The 17838-nt window shown below is 70.1% G+C and carries 15 protein-coding genes; 5 read left to right on the plus strand and 10 right to left on the minus strand.

Going from position 1 to position 17838, the window contains the following annotated elements; genetic code table 11:
* Window positions 1-54: 54 nt before the first annotated feature.
* The 3 genes from M0M48_RS19470 (at window position 55) to M0M48_RS19480 (ending at window position 3999) form a co-directional block, all read left to right on the plus strand.
* A complete protein-coding gene (locus tag M0M48_RS19470) occupies window positions 55-2229 on the plus strand; it encodes an RNA degradosome polyphosphate kinase (RefSeq protein ID WP_257752392.1) in 2175 nt (724 codons plus the stop codon).
* A 119-nt stretch (window positions 2230-2348) separates the two neighbouring features.
* Window positions 2349-2966 (plus strand): DUF47 domain-containing protein, encoded by a 618-nt coding sequence (locus M0M48_RS19475; protein WP_215814302.1) that lies wholly within the window; start codon window positions 2349-2351, stop codon window positions 2964-2966.
* Between the two features lie 4 nt (window positions 2967-2970).
* Entirely contained in the window at window positions 2971-3999 is a 1029-nt protein-coding gene (locus M0M48_RS19480) for an inorganic phosphate transporter (RefSeq protein WP_215814301.1), read from the plus strand.
* A gap of 28 nt (window positions 4000-4027) precedes the next feature.
* On the opposite strand, the gene M0M48_RS19485 is transcribed toward M0M48_RS19480, so the two are convergent.
* The 5 genes from M0M48_RS19485 to pstS all read right to left on the minus strand — a co-directional run bounded on the left by M0M48_RS19485 (window position 4028) and on the right by pstS (window position 8804).
* Entirely contained in the window at window positions 4028-4768 is a 741-nt protein-coding gene (locus M0M48_RS19485; protein WP_257752393.1) for a winged helix-turn-helix transcriptional regulator, read from the minus strand.
* A gap of 35 nt (window positions 4769-4803) precedes the next feature.
* Window positions 4804-5583 (minus strand): phosphate ABC transporter ATP-binding protein PstB, encoded by a 780-nt coding sequence (pstB, locus tag M0M48_RS19490; RefSeq protein ID WP_215814299.1) that lies wholly within the window; start codon window positions 5581-5583, stop codon window positions 4804-4806.
* An 11-nt stretch (window positions 5584-5594) separates the two neighbouring features.
* Window positions 5595-6650 carry a phosphate ABC transporter permease PstA gene (gene pstA / locus M0M48_RS19495; RefSeq protein ID WP_215814298.1) on the minus strand — a complete coding sequence of 352 codons (1056 nt, stop codon included), beginning with the start codon at window positions 6648-6650 and terminating at the stop codon, window positions 5595-5597.
* Window positions 6647-7618, minus strand: coding sequence for a phosphate ABC transporter permease subunit PstC (gene pstC / locus M0M48_RS19500; RefSeq protein ID WP_257752394.1), 972 nt, complete (start codon window positions 7616-7618; stop codon window positions 6647-6649). Before pstC ends, pstA begins: the two co-directional genes overlap by 4 nt.
* 88 nt (window positions 7619-7706) lie before the next feature.
* Window positions 7707-8804: a phosphate ABC transporter substrate-binding protein PstS gene (gene pstS / locus M0M48_RS19505; protein ID WP_257752395.1), complete on the minus strand. Its 1098-nt coding sequence runs from the start codon at window positions 8802-8804 to the stop codon at window positions 7707-7709.
* A gap of 196 nt (window positions 8805-9000) precedes the next feature.
* Between pstS and M0M48_RS19510 the strand changes: the two genes are divergently transcribed.
* A complete protein-coding gene (locus M0M48_RS19510) occupies window positions 9001-9513 on the plus strand; it encodes a hypothetical protein (RefSeq protein ID WP_257752396.1) in 513 nt (170 codons plus the stop codon).
* A gap of 102 nt (window positions 9514-9615) precedes the next feature.
* Here M0M48_RS19510 and M0M48_RS19515 read toward each other — a convergent pair whose 3' ends face one another.
* The 3 genes from M0M48_RS19515 to M0M48_RS19525 all read right to left on the minus strand — a co-directional run bounded on the left by M0M48_RS19515 (window position 9616) and on the right by M0M48_RS19525 (window position 16094).
* Window positions 9616-13698, minus strand: a complete 4083-nt coding sequence (locus tag M0M48_RS19515; protein WP_257752397.1) for an OmpL47-type beta-barrel domain-containing protein — start codon at window positions 13696-13698, stop codon at window positions 9616-9618.
* Window positions 13699-13918: 220 nt separating this feature from the next.
* The gene (locus M0M48_RS19520; RefSeq protein ID WP_257752398.1) at window positions 13919-15085 is read right to left on the minus strand and encodes a hypothetical protein; all 1167 of its coding nucleotides are present in this window, start codon (window positions 15083-15085) and stop codon (window positions 13919-13921) included.
* A 130-nt stretch (window positions 15086-15215) separates the two neighbouring features.
* Entirely contained in the window at window positions 15216-16094 is an 879-nt protein-coding gene (locus M0M48_RS19525) for an NUDIX hydrolase (protein ID WP_257752399.1), read from the minus strand.
* A gap of 19 nt (window positions 16095-16113) precedes the next feature.
* Between M0M48_RS19525 and M0M48_RS19530 the strand changes: the two genes are divergently transcribed.
* Window positions 16114-17166 carry a hypothetical protein gene (locus M0M48_RS19530; protein ID WP_257752400.1) on the plus strand — a complete coding sequence of 351 codons (1053 nt, stop codon included), beginning with the start codon at window positions 16114-16116 and terminating at the stop codon, window positions 17164-17166.
* Window positions 17167-17203: 37 nt separating this feature from the next.
* On the opposite strand, the gene M0M48_RS19535 is transcribed toward M0M48_RS19530, so the two are convergent.
* Both M0M48_RS19535 and M0M48_RS19540 read right to left on the minus strand, forming a co-directional pair.
* A complete protein-coding gene (locus tag M0M48_RS19535) occupies window positions 17204-17353 on the minus strand; it encodes a hypothetical protein (protein WP_215814292.1) in 150 nt (49 codons plus the stop codon).
* Window positions 17354-17519: 166 nt separating this feature from the next.
* Window positions 17520-17723: a cold-shock protein gene (locus M0M48_RS19540; protein ID WP_215814291.1), complete on the minus strand. Its 204-nt coding sequence runs from the start codon at window positions 17721-17723 to the stop codon at window positions 17520-17522.
* Window positions 17724-17838 lie beyond the last annotated feature (115 nt).

Below are 17838 nucleotides of genomic sequence, written 5' to 3' on the forward strand. Positions count from 1 at the left end.
GGCGTCCCCCGCGACGTCACCTCGCGTTCACCCGCAACTGCCACACTCGATCACATGTCCCTGGAGCAGCAGCCGGAGCTCGACGTCCCGCCGTCCGGCGGCGGACCCCTCGACCTCGCCACCGACCCTGCGGCCGTGGACCTCGACGGCATCCCGAACGCCGACCTGGTCGCCGCGATCGAGGCCGTCGACAACCGCTTCATCGACCGCGAGCTGTCCTGGCTGCGCTTCAACGAGCGGGTGCTCGAGCTGGCCGAGGACGAGACGCTCCCGCTGCTGGAGCGGGCCCGCTTCCTGGCGATCTTCACCAGCAACCTCGACGAGTTCTTCATGGTCCGGGTGGCCGGCCTCAAGCGCCGGATCGCGACCGGCCTCGCCGTCCGGGCCGCCAGCGGCATGATGCCGCTCGAGGTGCTCGAGGCGATCTGGCAGCGCACCACCGAGCTGAGCCACCGCCACGCGCGCGCCTTCCACGACCAGGTGATCCCCGAGCTCAACGAGCAGGGCATCGAGCTGGTCCGCTGGTCCGACCTCGACCGCGACGAGCAGAAGTTCTGCAAGCGCCTGTTCAAGGACCGCATCTTCCCGGTGCTGACCCCGCTCGCGGTCGACCCGGCGCACCCCTTCCCCTACATCTCGGGGCTCTCGCTCAACCTCGCGGTCGTCATCCGCAACCCCAAGACCGAGAAGGAGCTGTTCGCCCGGGTCAAGGTGCCCTCGAACTTCGACCGCTTCGTCGGGCTCGGCAACGCCCGCTTCGTCCCGCTTGAGGACGTCATCGGCGCCCACCTGGGCCGGCTCTTCCCCGGCATGGAGGTGCTCGAGGCGCACACCTTCCGGGTCACCCGCAACGAGGACCTCGAGGTCGAGGAGGACGACGCCGAGAACCTCCTCGCCGCGCTGGAGAAGGAGCTCCTGCGCCGCAAGTTCGGGCCGCCGGTGCGCCTGGAGGTCGAGGAGTCGATCGCGCCGTCGGTGCTCGAGCTGCTCGTCTCCGAGCTCGACATCAGCCCCCAGGAGGTCTTCCGGGTCCGCGGTCCGCTCGACCTGCGCGGGCTGCACTCGATCGCCGACCTGCCGCGCGACGACCTCAAGTACCCCTCGTTCGTGCCGGCCACCCACGCCCGCCTGGCCGAGGTCGAGTCGGCGGCGCCGGTCGACGTCTTCAAGGCGCTGCGCCGGCGCGACGTCCTGGTGCACCACCCCTACGACTCGTTCGCCACCTCGGTGCAGCGCTTCATCGAGCAGGCCGCGGCCGACCCGCACGTGCTCGCGATCAAGCAGACGCTCTACCGCACCTCCGGCGACTCCCCCATCATCGACGCGCTCATCGACGCCGCCGAGGCCGGCAAGCAGGTGCTGGTGCTGGTCGAGATCAAGGCCCGCTTCGACGAGCAGGCCAACATCCGCTGGGCACGCAAGCTGGAGCAGGCCGGCTGCCACGTCGTCTACGGCCTGGTCGGCCTCAAGACCCACTGCAAGCTGGCGATGGTGGTGCGCGACGAGCCCGAGGGCATCCGCCGCTACACCCACATCGGCACCGGCAACTACAACCCCAAGACCTCGCGGATGTACGAGGACCTGGGCCTGCTCACCACCGACGAGACCATCGGCGAGGACGTCGCCCACCTCTTCAACAACCTGTCCGGCTGGTCGCGCAAGGCGACGTACGAGCAGCTGCTCGTCGCCCCCGACTCGGTGCGCGCGGGCCTGGTCGAGCAGATCCACGCCGAGATCGCCCACCACCGGGCGGGCCGCCCGGCCGGGATCCGGTTCAAGGCCAACTCCGTGGTCGACGAGGAGACCATCGACGCGCTCTACCTCGCCTCGTGCGAGGGCGTCCCGGTCGAGCTCCTGGTCCGCGGTATCTGCGCGCTGCGCCCCGGCGTCCCGGGTCTCAGCGACCACGTCAAGGTCCGCTCGGTGCTCGGCCGGTTCCTCGAGCACAGCCGCATCTTCGCCTTCGAGGGCGGCGGCGAGCCGGTCGCCTGGATCGGCTCGGCCGACCTCATGCACCGCAACCTCGACCGGCGCGTCGAGGTGCTCGTCCGGCTCCCCGACGCCTCCCGCGACGAGGTACGACGCCTGCTCGATCTCGCCTTCGCCCCGACCACCCAGGCGTGGGAGCTGGGCACCGACGGCGAGTGGAAGCGCAACGACGGGGTCGACCACCTCCAGGAGAAGCTCATCGAGCAGCAACGCCGCCGCAGGGCCGACACGCCGCGCTGACCTGCGACAACGCGTCACGTGCGCGGAGCCACACCCCGAACGGGGCCCCGCGGGTTGCGTTCACCAGAAGGTGACCCCCTAGCATGAGCGCGTTCGCCTCCGCCTCAACGGGAGTCCATGTGGGTCTGCGTCTGCGTCCGGTCGATACTTCCTTCTACGACCTCTTCACCCAGTCCGCCCAGCACCTCGTGGGCGGCGCCGAGCTCCTTGCGGAGATGCTGTCCGACTCCTCGGACAAGGACTCCGTCGCCGAGCGGATGCGTGCCGCCGAGCACGCCGCCGACGAGACGACGCACGAGATCGTGAAGAAGGTCAACAGCACCTTCGTCACGCCCTTCGACCGCGAGGACATCTATGCCCTCGGGTCCGGCCTCGACGACATCATGGACATGATGGACGAGGCGGTCGACCTGATCCTGCTCTACGAGGTCAAGGAGCTGCCGGCCGAGCTCTCCGAGCAGGTCGACGTCATCCAGCGCTGCGCCGAGCTGACCGCGGCCGCGATGCCGCGCCTGCAGTCGATGCAGTCCCTCGACGACTACTGGATCGAGATCAACCGGCTCGAGAACGCCGGCGACCGCAACCACCGTCGTACGCTCGCCAAGCTGTTCTCCGGCGAGTACCCGACGATCGAGATCCTCAAGCTCAAGGACATCGTCGAGTCCCTCGAGGGCGCCATCGACGCGTTCGAGAAGGTCGCGAACACCATCGAGCAGATCGCCGTCAAGGAAAGCTGAGTCTGTGACTCTCACGCTGGCGATCGTGATCGCCGTGGTCGTCATCGCCCTGGCGTTCGACTACACCAACGGATTTCACGACGCCGCCAACGCGATCGCGACCTCCGTCTCCACCCGGGCGCTCACCCCGCGCATCGCGCTGACGCTCGCCGCGCTGATGAACTTCATCGGCGCGCTCCTCGGCCAAGAGGTCGCCAAGACCGTCGCCGACGTGATCACCATCGAGGATGCCAACGGCACCTTGCAAGTGGGCGTGCACCACGGCCTGGTCATCGTGATGGCGGGCCTGCTCGGCGCGATCATCTGGAACATGATCACCTGGTACTTCGGCCTGCCGTCGTCGTCGAGCCACGCGCTCATCGGCGGCCTGGTCGGCGCCGCGATCGCCGGCGGGGTCAGCGTCAAGTGGGACACCATCGTGCAGAAGGTGCTCATCCCGATGGTGATCTCGCCGCTCTTCGGCTTCCTCGCCGCGTTCGCGGTGATGACCGCGATCCTGTGGATCTTCCGCAAGAGCAATCCGCACAAGGTCAACCGCGGCTTCCGCGGCATGCAGACCGTCTCGGCCGCCGCGCTCGCGCTCGGCCACGGCCTGCAGGACGCGCAGAAGACGATGGGCGTCATCCTGCTGACGCTGGTGATCGCCTACCCGGGCTCCTACGACATCGAGACGCTGCCGATCTGGGTCGTGCTCGCCGCGGCCGGCGCCATCTCGGCCGGCACCTACGCCGGCGGCTGGCGGATCATGCGCACCCTCGGTCGCAAGATCATCCACCTCGACCCGCCGCGCGGCTTCGCCGCCGAGTCGGTCGGCGCCGGTGTGCTCTACACGACCGCCTTCGTCTTCCACGCCCCGATCTCGACCACGCACACCATCACCTCCGCGGTGATGGGCGCCGGCGCGACCAAGCGTCTCTCGGCGGTGCGCTGGGGCATGGCCCGCACGATCCTCGCCGCCTGGGTCTCGACGTTCCCGGCCGCCGCGCTCGCGGCCTGGGGCTCCTACGAGATCCTCCGCTTGATCCTGCTCTGACCTGACCGACCCGGCCGAGCCCGCTCGGTCAGCCCACGGTCAGGCTGTAGCCGCGCCCGCGGATCCGGCGTACGTCGGCGACATCGCCCAGCCGGGTCCGCAGCCGGGTGACGTGCATGGCGATGGTGTTGCCGCCCGGACGCTTGCCGTCGGCGCCCCACAGCGCCTCGCGCAGCTCGTCGTCGGTCACCACCCCCGGCGAGGAGAGCATGAGCGCGCGCAGCAGCTCGAACTCCTTGAGCGGCAGGTCGGCGATCCGGGCGCCGTTGACCCGCACCGCGTACGCCGTGGCGTCGAGCTCGATCGGTCCCACCTCGAGCGTCGCGTGCTCGGCGACCGAGCGCGGGGCGTGGGTGAGCAGGTCCCAGAGGTGCTGGGCGGCGTAGGGCCGCACCGTCACCGCCGAGGCACCCGCCAGCATCAGCGGCCCGACCGCCTCCGGGGTGGGGTCGTCGACCCCGCCCGTCCCCGCGATCACGTACGGCGAGCCGTGCTGGCGGATCAGCCCGACGAACTCGTCCGGCGGGATCCCCGGCGCACCGGCGGCCACCACCACGGCGTGGGGGTCGGTGCGCCCGAAGGCCACCAGGCCGTCGAGGGTCGTCCCCACCCAGGTCACGTGCACGCCGCGGCCCGCCATCGCCTCCGCGAGCGCTCCCCCGTCATCGGTGGGGTCGACCACGAGGAGCTGTGCTCCCGCGGTCTCCACCCAGCGGTGCAGGTAGGCGCGCACGGACTGACGACGGGCGTCCCGACGCCCGTCCAGCATGCCCATGTCGTCGTCTGGTCCGAGAGCCTGCCGGCTCAGCCGAACCGGCCGGAGATGTAGGCCTCGGTGGCCGGGTCGTCGGGGTTGGCGAACATCTTCTTGGTCGGGTTGAACTCGACCAGGTGGCCGGGCTCGCCGGTCGCCTTGAGGTTGAAGAAGCCGGTGTCGTCGGAGACGCGCGCCGCCTGCTGCATGTTGTGGGTGACGATGACGATCGTGTAGTCGTTCTTGAGCTCGTGGATCAGGTCCTCGATCGCCGAGGTCGAGATCGGGTCGAGCGCCGAGCACGGCTCGTCCATGAGCAGGATCTGCGGCTCGACCGCGATCGCGCGGGCGATGCAGAGCCGCTGCTGCTGACCACCGGACAGACCCATGCCGGGCTTGTTGAGGCGGTCCTTGACCTCGTTCCAGAGATTGGCGCCGCGCAGCGACTTCTCGACGACCACGTCGGCCTGGGCCTTCTTGATCTTGCCGGCGTTGAGCTTGAGGCCCGCGAGCACGTTGTCGTAGATCGACATCGTGGGGAACGGGTTGGGCCGCTGGAAGACCATGCCGACCTGGCGGCGTACGGCGACCGGGTCGACGCCGGCCTCGTAGAGGTCCTGCCCGTCGACCACGATCTTGCCCTCGACGCGGGCCCCCGGGATCACCTCGTGCATCCGGTTGAGCGAGCGCAGGAAGGTCGACTTGCCGCAGCCCGACGGGCCGATGAAGGCGGTCACCGCGCCGGCCCGGACCGTCATGTTGACGCCCTGCACGGCGAGGAAGTCGCCGTAGTAGATGTTGACGTCGGAGACGTCGATGCTCTTGGCCATGGTGTTGCCTCTCAGCCCTTCTTGGGCGCGAAGATCTTGCCGACGATGCGTGCTGCGAGGTTGAGCACCATCACGATGACGATGAGGATGAAGGCGGCGCCCCAGGCGATCGCCTCCGCGGGAGCGTCGCCCCGCAGGTTCTGGCCGTAGATGAGGACCGGCAGGGTCGTCATCGCGCCGTCGAAGAGGTTCATGTTGGTGCGGTCGGTCGCCCCGGCGATGAGCAGCAGCGGCGCGGTCTCACCGATGACCCGCGAGATCGCGAGCGTGATGCCGGTCAGGATGCCGCCGAGCGCGGTGGGGAGCACGATCCGCACGATCGTCTTCCACTTCGGCGTCCCCAGCGCGTACGCCGCCTCGCGGAGCTCGTCGGGCACCAGCATCAGCATCTCCTCGGTGGCACGCACCACGATGGGGATCATCAGCAGTGAGAGGGCGACCGAGCCGCCGAACCCGGAGACGTACGCCGGCCCGAAGATCAGCGTGAAGAGGGCGAACGCGAACAGGCCCGCGACGATCGACGGGATGCCGGTCATGACGTCGACCAGGAAGGTGATCGCCTTGGCCAGCTTGTTGCCCTTGCCGTACTCGACCAGGTAGACCGCGGCCATGACCCCGACCGGGACCGAGATGATCGTCGCGCCCAGCGTGATCAGCAGGGTGCCGATGATCGCGTGGTAGATGCCGACCGGCTGGTCGATCTGGGTCTTGAAGAACGAGTAGCTCAGGAACGTGCCGTCGATCCGGCCGGCGCCCTTGCTGACGACCCGCCAGATGAGCGAGACGAGCGGGACCACGGCGACACCGAAGGCCGACCAGATCAGCGCGGTCATCAGCCGGTCGGTCGCGCTGCGCCGGCCCTCGATCGCCAGCGACCACAGCGGCAGCGCGAGGATGTAGACGACCGCGGCGAGGACGACGGCCCCGACGACACCCATGCCGAGCACGAGCATCAGCGCGCCGAAGGCGACCGCGACGACGCCCATGATGGCCGGCGCCTGCCGCGGCAGGCGCGGCTGGACGAGCGGGACGTGGACCCGCGTCGAGACCTCTTCGAGCGTGCTCATCGAGCCATCCGCCTCTCGCTGCGGCCCACGATCCAGCGGGCGAGGAAGTTGACCAGGAAGGTCAGCAGGAAGAGCACCAGACCGGTCGCGACCAGGACGCTGAGCAGGTCGGCGCTCCGCTCGCGGTACTTGAGCGCGATGTTGGCCGCGATCGAGGTCGGGCTCGAGGTGGCGAGCACGTTCCAGGACAGGTCGAAGCCGACCGAGAGCACCATGGTGACCGCCATCGTCTCGCCGAGGGCGCGGCCCAGGCCGAGCATCACGGCCGAGACCATGCCGGAGCGGGCGTAGGGGAAGACCGTCATCCGGACCATCTCCCAGCGCGTGGCGCCGAGGGCCAGGGCGGCCTCCTCGTGCAGCCGCGGCGTGCGGGAGAAGACCTCGCGGGTGATCGCGGTGATGATCGGCAGGATCATGATCGCGAGCACGATGCCGGCGGTGAGCAGCGTGCGACCGGCCGGGCTCGGCTCGCCGAAGAGGTGGCCGATGACCGGGATCGGGCCGAGGTGATCGTGCAGCCACTCGTGCATCGGGACGAGCTTCTTCGCCAGGTAGAACGCGCCCCACAGGCCGTAGACGACCGACGGCACGGCGGCCAGCAGGTCGATCACGTAGGCCACGGGCGCCGCGATCCACTTCGGCGCGTAGTGGCTGATCACCAGCGCGATGCCGAACGCGAGCGGCACCGCGATGACCAGCGCGATGATCGATGCGGCGAAGGTGCCGACGAGCAGCGGGACGACATAGCCGATGAAGCTCTCGGCGTGTGGACCGTAGACCTCGGCCGGCTTGGTGAAGCCGGTGATGCCCTTGATCGCCAGGAAGATGAAGACCCCCGCGAGGGCGGCCAGGATGCTCAGACCGGCCAGGAGGGCCGCGCCGCTGAAGATGCGGTCGCCGACCCCGCCGCGGACGCTGGCCCAGGAGGCCGCGGGGGCATCCTCGGCCTCGGCGGTGGGTGCTGTCACGTCGTTCGCCTTCGTGCTCGGGTTTTGGTCGTGCGGGGCTGGCCGGAGGGGTGAGGCCGCGGCGCGCGGCCCCACCCCTCCGGATGGATCAGTTGGCGGAGATGCCCGCCACGATGTCCTGGGCCTTCTTGGCGGTCTCGGGAGCGAGCTTCGCCGAGCCGGCGAAGTCGGCCGCCTCGGCCTGGCCCTCGTCGGAGACGATGTACTCGAAGTAGCCCTTGACGTTGTCCGCCTCGGCCTTGTCGTCGTACTTCTCGCAGGCGATGAGGTAGGACAGCAGGATGACCGGGTAGGCGCCGGCCTCGGTCGTGGTGCGGTCGACGTCCACCGCGATGTCGGTGGCGTCGCGGCCTTCGACGACCGGCGAGACCTCGACGGTCTTGGCGGCGCCCTCGGGGGACGGCGCGACGTAGGCGTCGCCGACCTTGACCGAGACGTGCTTGAGGTCGCCGGTCTGGCTGGCGTCGGCGTAGCCGATGACGCCCTCGGTGTCGGTGATCGACTTGACCACGCCCGAGGTGCCCTCGGCGGAGAGGCCGCCGGAGACCGGGAACGCGTCCTCGGCCTCGTACTTCCACGCCTCCGGAGCGACCTTGTTGAGGTAGTCGGTGAAGTTCTTGGTGGTGCCCGAGTCGTCGGAGCGGTGCACGGGCGTGATCTTGAGGTCGGGGAGGTCGACGCCGTCGTTCTGGGCGGCGATGGCCGGGTCGTTCCACTTGGTGATCTTGTTGTCGAAGATCTTCGCGAGCGTCTCGGCGTCGAGCTTGAGCTCGTCGACGCCGGGGAGGTTGTAGGCGATGGCGATCGAGGAGATGTAGGCCGGGACCTCGACGATGTTCCCGCCGCAGCGCTCCTTGGCCTTGGTGAGGTCCTCGTCCTTGAGGTAGGAGTCCGAGCCGGCGAACGACTGCGCCTTGGCGATGAACTGGTTGCGGCCATCAGTGGACCCGAGGAGCTGGTAGTCGACGGTGAGGCCGGTGTTCTTGCCCTGGAACGCGGTCTTCCACGCCTCCTGGGCCTTCTCCTGCGACGTCGCACCGCCACCCTTGAGCGTGCCGCTGAGGCCGCCGGAGTCGTTGTTGTCGTCGCCGGAGCCGGACTCGTTCGAGGCACCGCAGGCGCTCATGAGCAGGGCCAGAGCAGCGACACCGGGCACCGCGGCGCGGCGGATGGTCTTGAGGTTCAAGGAACTTGCCTCTCGGAGGTGAGGGGCACCCACAGCGGCCCCTCGATACGTACTGGACAGCCGTGAAGTTAGGCAGCGTCGGTAACGCAACTGTCCAGCACATCTGAACGGCCGGTGAACAGTGGCGGTCTGGGTGGAGCCGGCCCGTGGCGCGCGTTACGTTCGCCGCTCACTTACTCGGAAGACGGAGAACGGAATGCACCGACTTGTCCGGCATCTCATCCTGGTCGTCGCCGTCGCCGGCGCCCTCGTGATCCCACTGGCCCAGCCAGCTTCGGCTGCGGCGGGCGACAGCATCACCACGGGCTGCGGCAGGGTGGGCGGCCTGCCCTACGGCGTCGCCTGCGACGCCATCATGAAGACCAACAAGTGCTCGAGCGGCGCGGTCGCCTTCCGGCTCCTCTGGGCGAACCCTGCGTCGGGGCCCGAGGATGACCGACTGGTCGTCTTCCACGACGGCACCCGCGGGTGCAACGTCAAGATCAGGCACCGCGTCCGGTACGGCAGCGGGAATCCGCAGTGGCTGGCTGCAGTGTCCACCAGCGCGAACGACGAAGGCTGGATCGGTCAGACCCCCTTGAACCGCAACCTGTGCTGGACGGACTTCTCGGTCCAGCGCAAGGACGGCAGTTGGCTCACCCACCGGCACTACTCGCCGAACTGGGGCCGGAACGCCAGCTGGCGAGCGGCGTGCCGTACTGACGCCTGATTCGTAGTCGCCCTCGCGACTCAGCGCCGCTGCCGCTGGTGGCGCTCGACGGCCCCGGACCCTGAGGGTCCGGGGCCGTCGATGCTTGTGCCGGGGGCCGATCTACCTCTTGATCTTGACCTTCACCACCGTCGTCGCGGCATCGCTCGTGGCGCTGCCGGCCGCGGTGACCCGGATCTTGTAGGTGCCGGGCTTCGTCAGCCGCGGCGTGGTCCAGGTCGCGGTGCCGGAGGACGTCAGCCGCACGGTGACGACCTTGACGACCTTCGCGCCCCGGCGCACCTCGATCCGGACGGTCGCGCCACGCTGGCCGGCACTCGCCACCGCGACCCTGACCTTGGCCTTCTTCGCCTTCTTGGCGGCCTTGACCACCGTGGCCTTCGCCTGGACCACCGTGGCGGCCTTGGCCACCGTCAGCACGGCGCTGCCGGTCGAGGTGAGGACCGCGGCGTCACCGGCGTAGGTGGCGGTGAGGGTGCGCCGTCCGACCGGACCCGTGGCGTGGAAGGCGATCGTCGCCCGGCCGCCCACCAGGGTGGCCCGGCCGACCTCGACACCGTCGGCCGCGAGGACCACGTCGCCCGAGGGGACCGCCGTACCGGAGGTGGGGGTCACGGTGACCACCGCGCTCGCCCGGGAGCCGACCTTGACCGCGGCGGGCGACAGCGTGACCTTCGTGGTGCTGGCCACGGCCGGGTCGGCCTTGGCCGGGACCACGGCGGTGCTGGACTCCTCGACATTGCCCGCGACGTCGACGCCGCGGTACTCGACCACGGTCTCGGCGTTGCCGACCACGACCGGCGCGGTGTACGCCGCGAAGGCTCCCGTACCGATCCGGTACTCGATCCGGTCGAGCCCGGACAAGGCGTCGGCCGAGCGGAGGGTGACCTTGCGGGTCGCCTGGTCGACCTTGGCGTTGGAGACCGGGGCCGAGGCGTCGAGGGCGACCTCGCCGACGACCGGCTCCGAGACGTTGCCGGCCGCGTCGCGGGCCCGGACCTGGTAGGCCCAGCGACCGTCCTCGGAGAACACCACCGGCGCCGCGTACGCCGTCCAGTCCCCGCTGCCGAGCTTGACCTCGAGCACCGGCGCCGGGTCCTGCGCGTCGGTCGCGGTCGCGGTCACCGTCGTGGCGGCGGTCTGCCACCCGGTCGCGCCGGCCTCCGGCGCCTCGACGACGGACACCTCGGGCGCCGTCTCGTCGAGCGGCTGGGGGTGGGTCTTGAAGGCGTCCACGATCATGTAGCTGCCGGTCTTCTTGGTCCCGGTGATCGTGTGCTTGCCCGGCTCGAGTCCGGTCACCGAGAGCACGGTCTTCTGGTGGACCCGGGAGCCGTTCTGGAACGACTGGGTATTGTAGAAGGCCCCGTCGATCTTGATCTCGACATCGCCCAGGTCCGAGTTCACCTGCGAGATGACGTCGATCCCGGTGCCGTAGAAGTCCAGCGACCAGCTGTCACCGGTGTTCTGGGTGGCGTCGATGTCGTCGAGGTAGGCGCTCGCACCGCCGGCGGCCGCACCCCGCCACAGCCAGTGCTCGCTGCTGCCCGCGCCATCGGTGTAGACGACACCGGCCGTGTTGTTGAGGAGCTCGGGCGCGAGCGTCTTGGTGAGCTCGACCGTGACGTCGGTCGAGGCCCGGCGGACGCCGAGCGTGAGCGAGGCGCCCGGAGCGAGCGCGTTGTAGGTGCGCCAGAAGGTGTTGCGCTGCGTGGTCACCTCGACGCCGTTGATCGTGCGGATCAGGTCGTTGGTCTGGAGCCCGCCCTTGCCGGCGTCGCTCGTGGCCGGCACGGTGCTGAGCTTGACGCCCTTGAAGTCCGCGATGGCGTACGCCGACTGCTCGGCCTTGGTGCCGATCTGGGTGAGGTCGGCGCCCATCCACTTCTCGACCACCAGGTCCCGGGCCGGGACCTCGGGGTCCTCGTTGGCGCCGAGCACCGCCTTGGGCGGCAGCGCCGCACCGGGCGCCCCGAAGGTCATCGGGAAGTTCTGGTAGCCCAGCGCCAGGGCCGGCGAGTCGGCCGCGAGCGTGAAGTCGTACCGGTCGATCGCGTCGGCGTGGGCGAACTTGGGGTCGGCGACCGCGGAGTCCCGGTCGTAGCCCGCGGCGTACCAGCCGGTGGCGGTGTTGATCGTGCTGCCGTCGGCGGAGAGCTGCTGGTTGCTGCCCTGGCTCACGATGACGGGCTTGCCGGCGTTCCAGTAGAGGTTCTTGGCGACCTGGTACTGCGCGGCGGCGTAGTCGGGCTGGCAGCAGTTCTTCCACGGCGTGCTGCCGTAGGTGACGTTGTTCTCGATGACGTCACCACCGGGCATGTAGCTGACCTGCTCGAAGGTGGAGCCGTTGAGCAGCAGGTTGTTGCGCACCGTGCGGTCGAAGCCGTCGCGCAGCTTGATGCCGCCCTTGAGCAGCAGGTTGTTGGTCAGCTCGAACTGGGAGGAGCCGTCGTCGAGGTCGATGGCCCAGTCCCCGTCGTGCCAGAACCGGTTGTGGTCGATCTTGATCGGCCGGATCGTGTCGAGCTTGGCCATCTCCCGCGCCTGGACGGCGGTCAGCGGGCCGCCGGTGTTGCCCATGAAGGTCACGCCGCTGGCCAGGCTCGCGAACGCCGTGGCGCTCGCGCCGGTCTTCCAGAACCGGCTGCGGCCCCACGCGTTGATCGAGCCGTTGTCGCCGCTGCCCTTGACGCAGTCGAAGATGTCGTTGTCCTCGATGACGTGGCCGCCCCAGGTGGTGTCGGAGAAGTTCAGGCAGGCCCGCGGGCTGTCGGAGAGGCTGTTGCCCTTGACGGTCACGTCGAGCGCGGTGCCGATGTTGATCGACGACGTCTGCTTCTCGTAGTGACCGTTGTTGGCCATGTCGTTGCCCTGGATCAGGATGTTCCGGGGGTAGTTCTCCGACTTCGGGCCGGTGCCCAGGTCGTCGATGGGCGGCGTGGTGAAGTAATTGCCGGCGTAGTTGCGCACGGCGTCCGGCAGGCCCACGACGTGGACGTCGGTGCCGCCGGAGTTGCGGAACCGGCTGTCGAGGATCTTGTTGCCGTCGTTGTAGCCGCTCATGAAGACGGCGTTGCTGCCCAGGTCGGTGAACGACGACCTCGTCACCGTGATGTCCTCGGCGTTCTGCAGGAAGATCGCGCCCTTGCGCACGACCGACCAGTCACCGCGCGAGATGCCCTCGAACGTGTTGCCGGGGCCGAACATCGTGCGGTGGGTGCGCTGGAAGTCCAGATTGTCGAAGGTGACGTGGGCGACCGGGTCGGCCGCGCTGGCGCCCTCGACCGTCACGAGCTGCTCGAGCTCGCCGGTCTCGACCGTGGCCGTGGAGAGGTCCACGCCCGCGGCGGGCTTGTAGTAGAGCCGGTGCTCGTCCTTGTCGAGGAACCACTCCCCCGCGGTGTCGAGCTCCTCCTTGATGTTCTCGACCATCACCACGCCGCTGTTGGCCGGCTGGGTCGGGTTGCAGTCCTGCGGGCGGTTGTTGTCGCCGATGTACGTCAGGTCCAGCGCGTCGTCGGTGCGGCCGGTGATCGTGAACGACACGCTGCCCCAGTCGTGGCAGTGCATCCCGCGGACGTAGCCCGTGGTCGGCTTGCTCCAGCCGGCCGACCGGGCGTTGAGCGTGCTGAGCGAGGTGGAGCCGTCGAGCCGGGGGGCGGACTCGTTGAAATTCGGGTAGCGCGCCATCACCTGGCGCTGACCGCCGACGAACAGCTCGTCGAAGTCGATGCCGTCGGGCACCGAGGTCACCATCACCGACGGGTCGCCGGCGCTCGGCGTCCAGGCCGACGACAGCGCCCGGCCGCCGGAGATGCGGACGCCGTCGCCGGTGCCCTTCCAGGTGACCGGCGCCTGCGCCGTACCGGAGTCCTGGGTGGTCAGCGCGAGGGGCTCACTGAGGTAGTAGTCGCCGGGCGCGATCTCGACGGTGATCGGCGCGTCGGCACCCGGCAGCGCCGCGCGGACCAGCTGCTGGGCCCGCTGGAGCGTGGCCACCGGGCTCCCGCTCGCGCCCGTGTTGGCGTCGTCGCCGGTGCTCGCCACCTGGATCACGACCGGCCCCGCGGCCTGCGCCGGCACGACCGCCGCGAGCGAGACCGCCGTCGCGGACACGGCTGCCGCGGCCAGGAACCGGACCTGGCGACGGCGTACGCCGATTCTTGTCCTGCTTGTGATGCTCACCACACCTACCCCTTTGAAGATCGGATGTCTATTGCCCTGTGACCCGACTCACAGGCGCACGCTAACACCGAGGATGGCGATCTGCCACCACAAACATCGGATATCTTGGATGCGAGCAGGCCCGAGCACAGCGCGCCCTGGACACGACGAGGGCCCCCGTCCCTGGGACGGGGGCCCTCGTCGTGCTGCGATCGGCGACCCAGGCGTGGGCGCCGAGGGCTCAGGAGAAGTCGAGCGCGGTCGCGGTGTTGGTCCAGTAGCCGCCGACCTCGATCTCGTCATCCTGCTGGAAGTCGAAGGTCACGCACAGCGAGCCGACCGGGTTGGTCGAGATCGTCAGCCCCGAGGCCCCTGCCGACGGGGTGAACCGCTGGTTGGCCTCGTTGAAGGTGCCCTGGATAGACCCGGACATGCTGAACGAACAGTTGGCCCGCGCGAACGCCAGGGTCACGCCGGTGAGCCGGACCGGCCAGACCGTCCGGGCCGGGTTGGGATCCCCGGTCACCGTCAGGTTCCAGGTGCCGGACGGCGTGAGCGTGGCGGGCCCCGTGCAGCCGCTGATCGTGCGCGTCGGCAACGAGACGGCCGGCGACCCGAAGGCGCGGTAGGCGCCCGACGAGACGACGCTGCCGCTCATGTCGAACGGCGTGCAGCTCGTCACCGGCTGCGCGGCGGGAATGTCGGTGAAGCCGACACCGGTACCGATGAAGGTGACGCCCGCGCCGGTGACCGCGTAGCCGGACCACCCGACCAGGGGCGTGCTGCCGGCCGGCGGGGTGTTGGTCCAGTAGCCGGCGACCTCGACGTCATCTCCGGGCAGGACGTCCAAGGTGGTGCACAGCGCCCCTGACGGGGGCGGCGAGGTCGCGACCGTCAGCCCCGACGATCCCGTCGTCGGCGTGAACTGCTGGGTGGTCTCGTCGAAGCTGCCGCGGATCACCCCCTGCAGCGCGTAGGTGCAGCCGGCGAACGCGACCGAGAGCTTCACGTTGCCGAGCTGGGCCGGCCAGACGGTGCCGGCCGGGTTGGACGCCCCGGTGAAGGCGAGGTTCCAGGTGCCGAGGTGCGTGACGGTGGTCGGCAACGATCCAGGATTGGTCACGCAGCTGCTCGCCGTGGACGACGTCAACGTCGCCGCGGGACTTCCCCAGACCCGGCTGACGCCCGGGTTCACGACCGTTCCGTTGATCGCGTGCGAGGCGCAGGACGTGGTGATCGCGCTGGGCATGACCTTGAACGAGATCCCCGTCCCGACGAGCTTGACGGTCGGGCCTCCGCCGACCGCGTAGTCGGTCGCGTGCGCGGCGGTCATCGTCACGGCGAGCACGGACACCGCCGCGCAGATCGTGCTGACCAGCAACGCACACCAGCGGGTGACGATCGTCATGGGTGCTCTCCTCGCGTTCGCACTGCCCGGCCCCGAGGTGGGCATCGACAGTGCGTCGCGGGTCAGCGGGAGTCAACGGCGACCAGCACGACGAGCGGCAAATACGGACGGGCGTCCGGTCCGGCCGCGCTCAGCGCGGCCGGTGTCGCTCCACCGCGACGACCCGGCCCTTGCGCACGTGCAGGACGAGCATCTCGGCCGGCGCCAGCGGGGCGTCCGGGGCGAGCTCGACGCCCGCGGCGTCGAGGACCAGCGGGAGGACGGGGCGATGGGTGCACAGGACGGCGTTCTCGGCCGCGGACGGCGGGCCGTCAGGGTCGAGGAGGTCGTGGACGAGCTTGGTGACCGGGCGCGGGGCGGCGTTCTCCTCGGTCAGCCGGGGGCGCAGGTCGAAGGCGTAGCCGGCGGTCTCGGCGTACGGCCGCACGGTCTGGACGCAGCGGGTGCTGGTCGAGGTGACCACCCGGGTCACGCCGTACGCCGCGAGGAGGGGGACCAGGCGGTCGGCCTCGGCCTCGCCGACCTTGAGCAGCGTGCGGCCGGCGTCCGGACCGCGCCAGGCCGCGCGGGAGCGGGCCTGGGCGTGGCGCAGGACGACGACCGCGTGGGTCTTGCGGCGGACCCGGAGGGCGTCGGCGAGGGTCTCCCGGTCGCGGTCGTAGGACAGCCGCTCGGGGGCCTCGTCGACGGGCACCCAGGCGACCTGGTCGATCTCCTCGTTCGGCCGGTACGACGACACGTCGTCGTCGCCGACCACCCGGCCGGTCCAGTAGTGCACCGTCTTGCTCCGCCGGGCGACCGGGTAGCGCTGGGTCGGCAGCGGCGGGCCGAGCCGGACGTGGACGCCGGTCTCCTCGGCGACCTCGCGCACCGCGGCGGCGGTGGGGTGCTCGCCGCGGTCGAGCTTGCCCTTGGGGAACGACCAGTCGTCGTACTTGGGGCGGTGCACGAGCAGCACCTCACGACCTGGACGGAATGCGACCACGCCGGCAGCGAGGATGTCGGGCACGGGCCTAGGGTATGCAACCGTGACGCCTCGCCGCTGGATGGTCCTGGTCGTGGCGGTGGCCGTGCTCGCCGCCGCTGCCGTGGTGGTGGTCTGGCGGCTGCGCGGCGAGGACCCGAGCCGGTTCTCCGCGGCGGTCGCGCTGGCGCCGGCGTCGACCGAGCGCTACAGCTGGACCGACTGGGCCGGCGTCCGTGACGAGCTCGGTCTGGACCTGTCGGTCGACTCCACGCCCGACGAGGTCACCGACCTCCTCGACCAGGCCTACGACCACGACCTCGTGCAGATGACCGCGCTCGACCAGTCCGCCCCGAACATCCAGCGCGCGCTGGGCTTCTCCCCCGCCAGCATCGACTGGGAGCTGTTCACCCAGGGCCGCGACGGCGCGCTGGTGATCATGGGCCTGCCCGCGTCGTACGACATCGGCCGGCTGCGCGAGCAGCTGCGCTCCGCGGGCTTCGCCGAGCCCAAGGAGGCCGACGGCGTCTGGGAGGGCGGGGTGGACCTGCTCGAGCGGCTGGGCGGCTCGATCACGCCCGAGCTGGCCGCGCTCCAGATCGACGAGGAGGACCACCTGCTCGTCGGCAGCGACGACGCCGCCTTCCTCGCCCAGCGCACCGACCTGGCCCGCGGCGACGAGGACGACGCGGTGGCCGAGGCCGTCGCGGCGACCGGGCCGGCGCTGAGCGCGGCCGCCTACACCGGCGACCAGGCGTGCTCCGCGCTCGCCATGTCCGCGGCCGATCCGGCCGACCAGGGCCGGGCGAGCGAGCTGATCAAGGCGGCCGGTGAGGTGCACCCCATCGCCGGCTACGCGTCGGCGGCGCTGCCGGGCGGCGACGTCCGGGTGGCGATGGCGTTCGAGACCGAGGACCAGGCCCGGACCGACGCCGACACCCGCTCCCGGCTCGCGGCCGGGCCGGCGCCGGGCCAGGGCGGGAGCTTCCCCGACCGGTTCCGGCTGGGCAAGGTGGTCGCCTCGGGCTCGGTACTGACCATGGAGCTGCACCCGCTCCCGGGCACCTTCGTGCTCTCGGACCTGACCAGCGGTCCGGTGCTCTTCGCGACCTGCTGAGCCGCCGGAGCGCCGGGAGGCGCCCACGGGGCGAGGACTAGACCAGGCCGACACCGAGGATGCGGTCGATCTCCTCGGTCGTGAGGCGCTCGTCGGAGGAGCTGGCGGCGATGATGAGGTTCGTCGTCAGCTCGACCTCGACGAGCAGGTCGCCGTCCTCGAGGGTCACGTCGAACTGATCTGCCATGCGCCCCTCCCTTCAGGCCCCTACCCCGGCCAGCACATCGATCCGCCTCCATCCTCCCCCCAACCGGAGCGGGCAAACCCTAAAGTTCCGGAAAAATTCGTGAGGCCCCGCCGGGCGTACCGGCGGGGCCTCACGGAAGACGCGTGGTCTCCTCGATCAGCGCGGATCAGAGGGGACGGACGTTCTCCGCCTGGGGGCCCTTGGGGCCCTGGGTGACGTCGAACTCGACCTTCTGGTTGTCCTCGAGCGACTTGTAGCCGTTGGACTGGATGGCGGAGTAGTGGACGAACACGTCGTCACCGCCACCGTCCTGCTCGATGAAGCCGAAGCCCTTCTCGGCGCTGAACCACTTCACGGTGCCCTGAGCCATGCGCTCATTACTCCTTGTGTCGGGGCGAGAGCCGCCACCTCGACGGCCCGCAGCGGCTGCGATGACACGTCGCACCGACCGTGATGAGCCCACCACAAACCAGGTACGCCGTCGG

It is taken from the genome of Pimelobacter simplex, assembly GCF_024662235.1.
GTDB lineage: Bacteria > Actinomycetota > Actinomycetes > Propionibacteriales > Nocardioidaceae > Nocardioides.

Coding starts and splice junctions, on each gene's coding strand:
- M0M48_RS19510 (WP_257752396.1), top strand. CDS start 9,001: ATGCACCGACTTGTCCGGCATCTCATCCTGGTCGTCGCCGTCGCCGGC.
- M0M48_RS19485 (WP_257752393.1), bottom strand. CDS start 4,768: ATGCTGGACGGGCGTCGGGACGCCCGTCGTCAGTCCGTGCGCGCCTAC.
- pstA (WP_215814298.1), bottom strand. CDS start 6,650: ATGAGCACGCTCGAAGAGGTCTCGACGCGGGTCCACGTCCCGCTCGTC.
- M0M48_RS19535 (WP_215814292.1), bottom strand. CDS start 17,353: ATGGCAGATCAGTTCGACGTGACCCTCGAGGACGGCGACCTGCTCGTC.
- pstB (WP_215814299.1), bottom strand. CDS start 5,583: ATGGCCAAGAGCATCGACGTCTCCGACGTCAACATCTACTACGGCGAC.
- M0M48_RS19470 (WP_257752392.1), top strand. CDS start 55: ATGTCCCTGGAGCAGCAGCCGGAGCTCGACGTCCCGCCGTCCGGCGGC.
- M0M48_RS19540 (WP_215814291.1), bottom strand. CDS start 17,723: ATGGCTCAGGGCACCGTGAAGTGGTTCAGCGCCGAGAAGGGCTTCGGC.
- M0M48_RS19520 (WP_257752398.1), bottom strand. CDS start 15,085: ATGACGATCGTCACCCGCTGGTGTGCGTTGCTGGTCAGCACGATCTGC.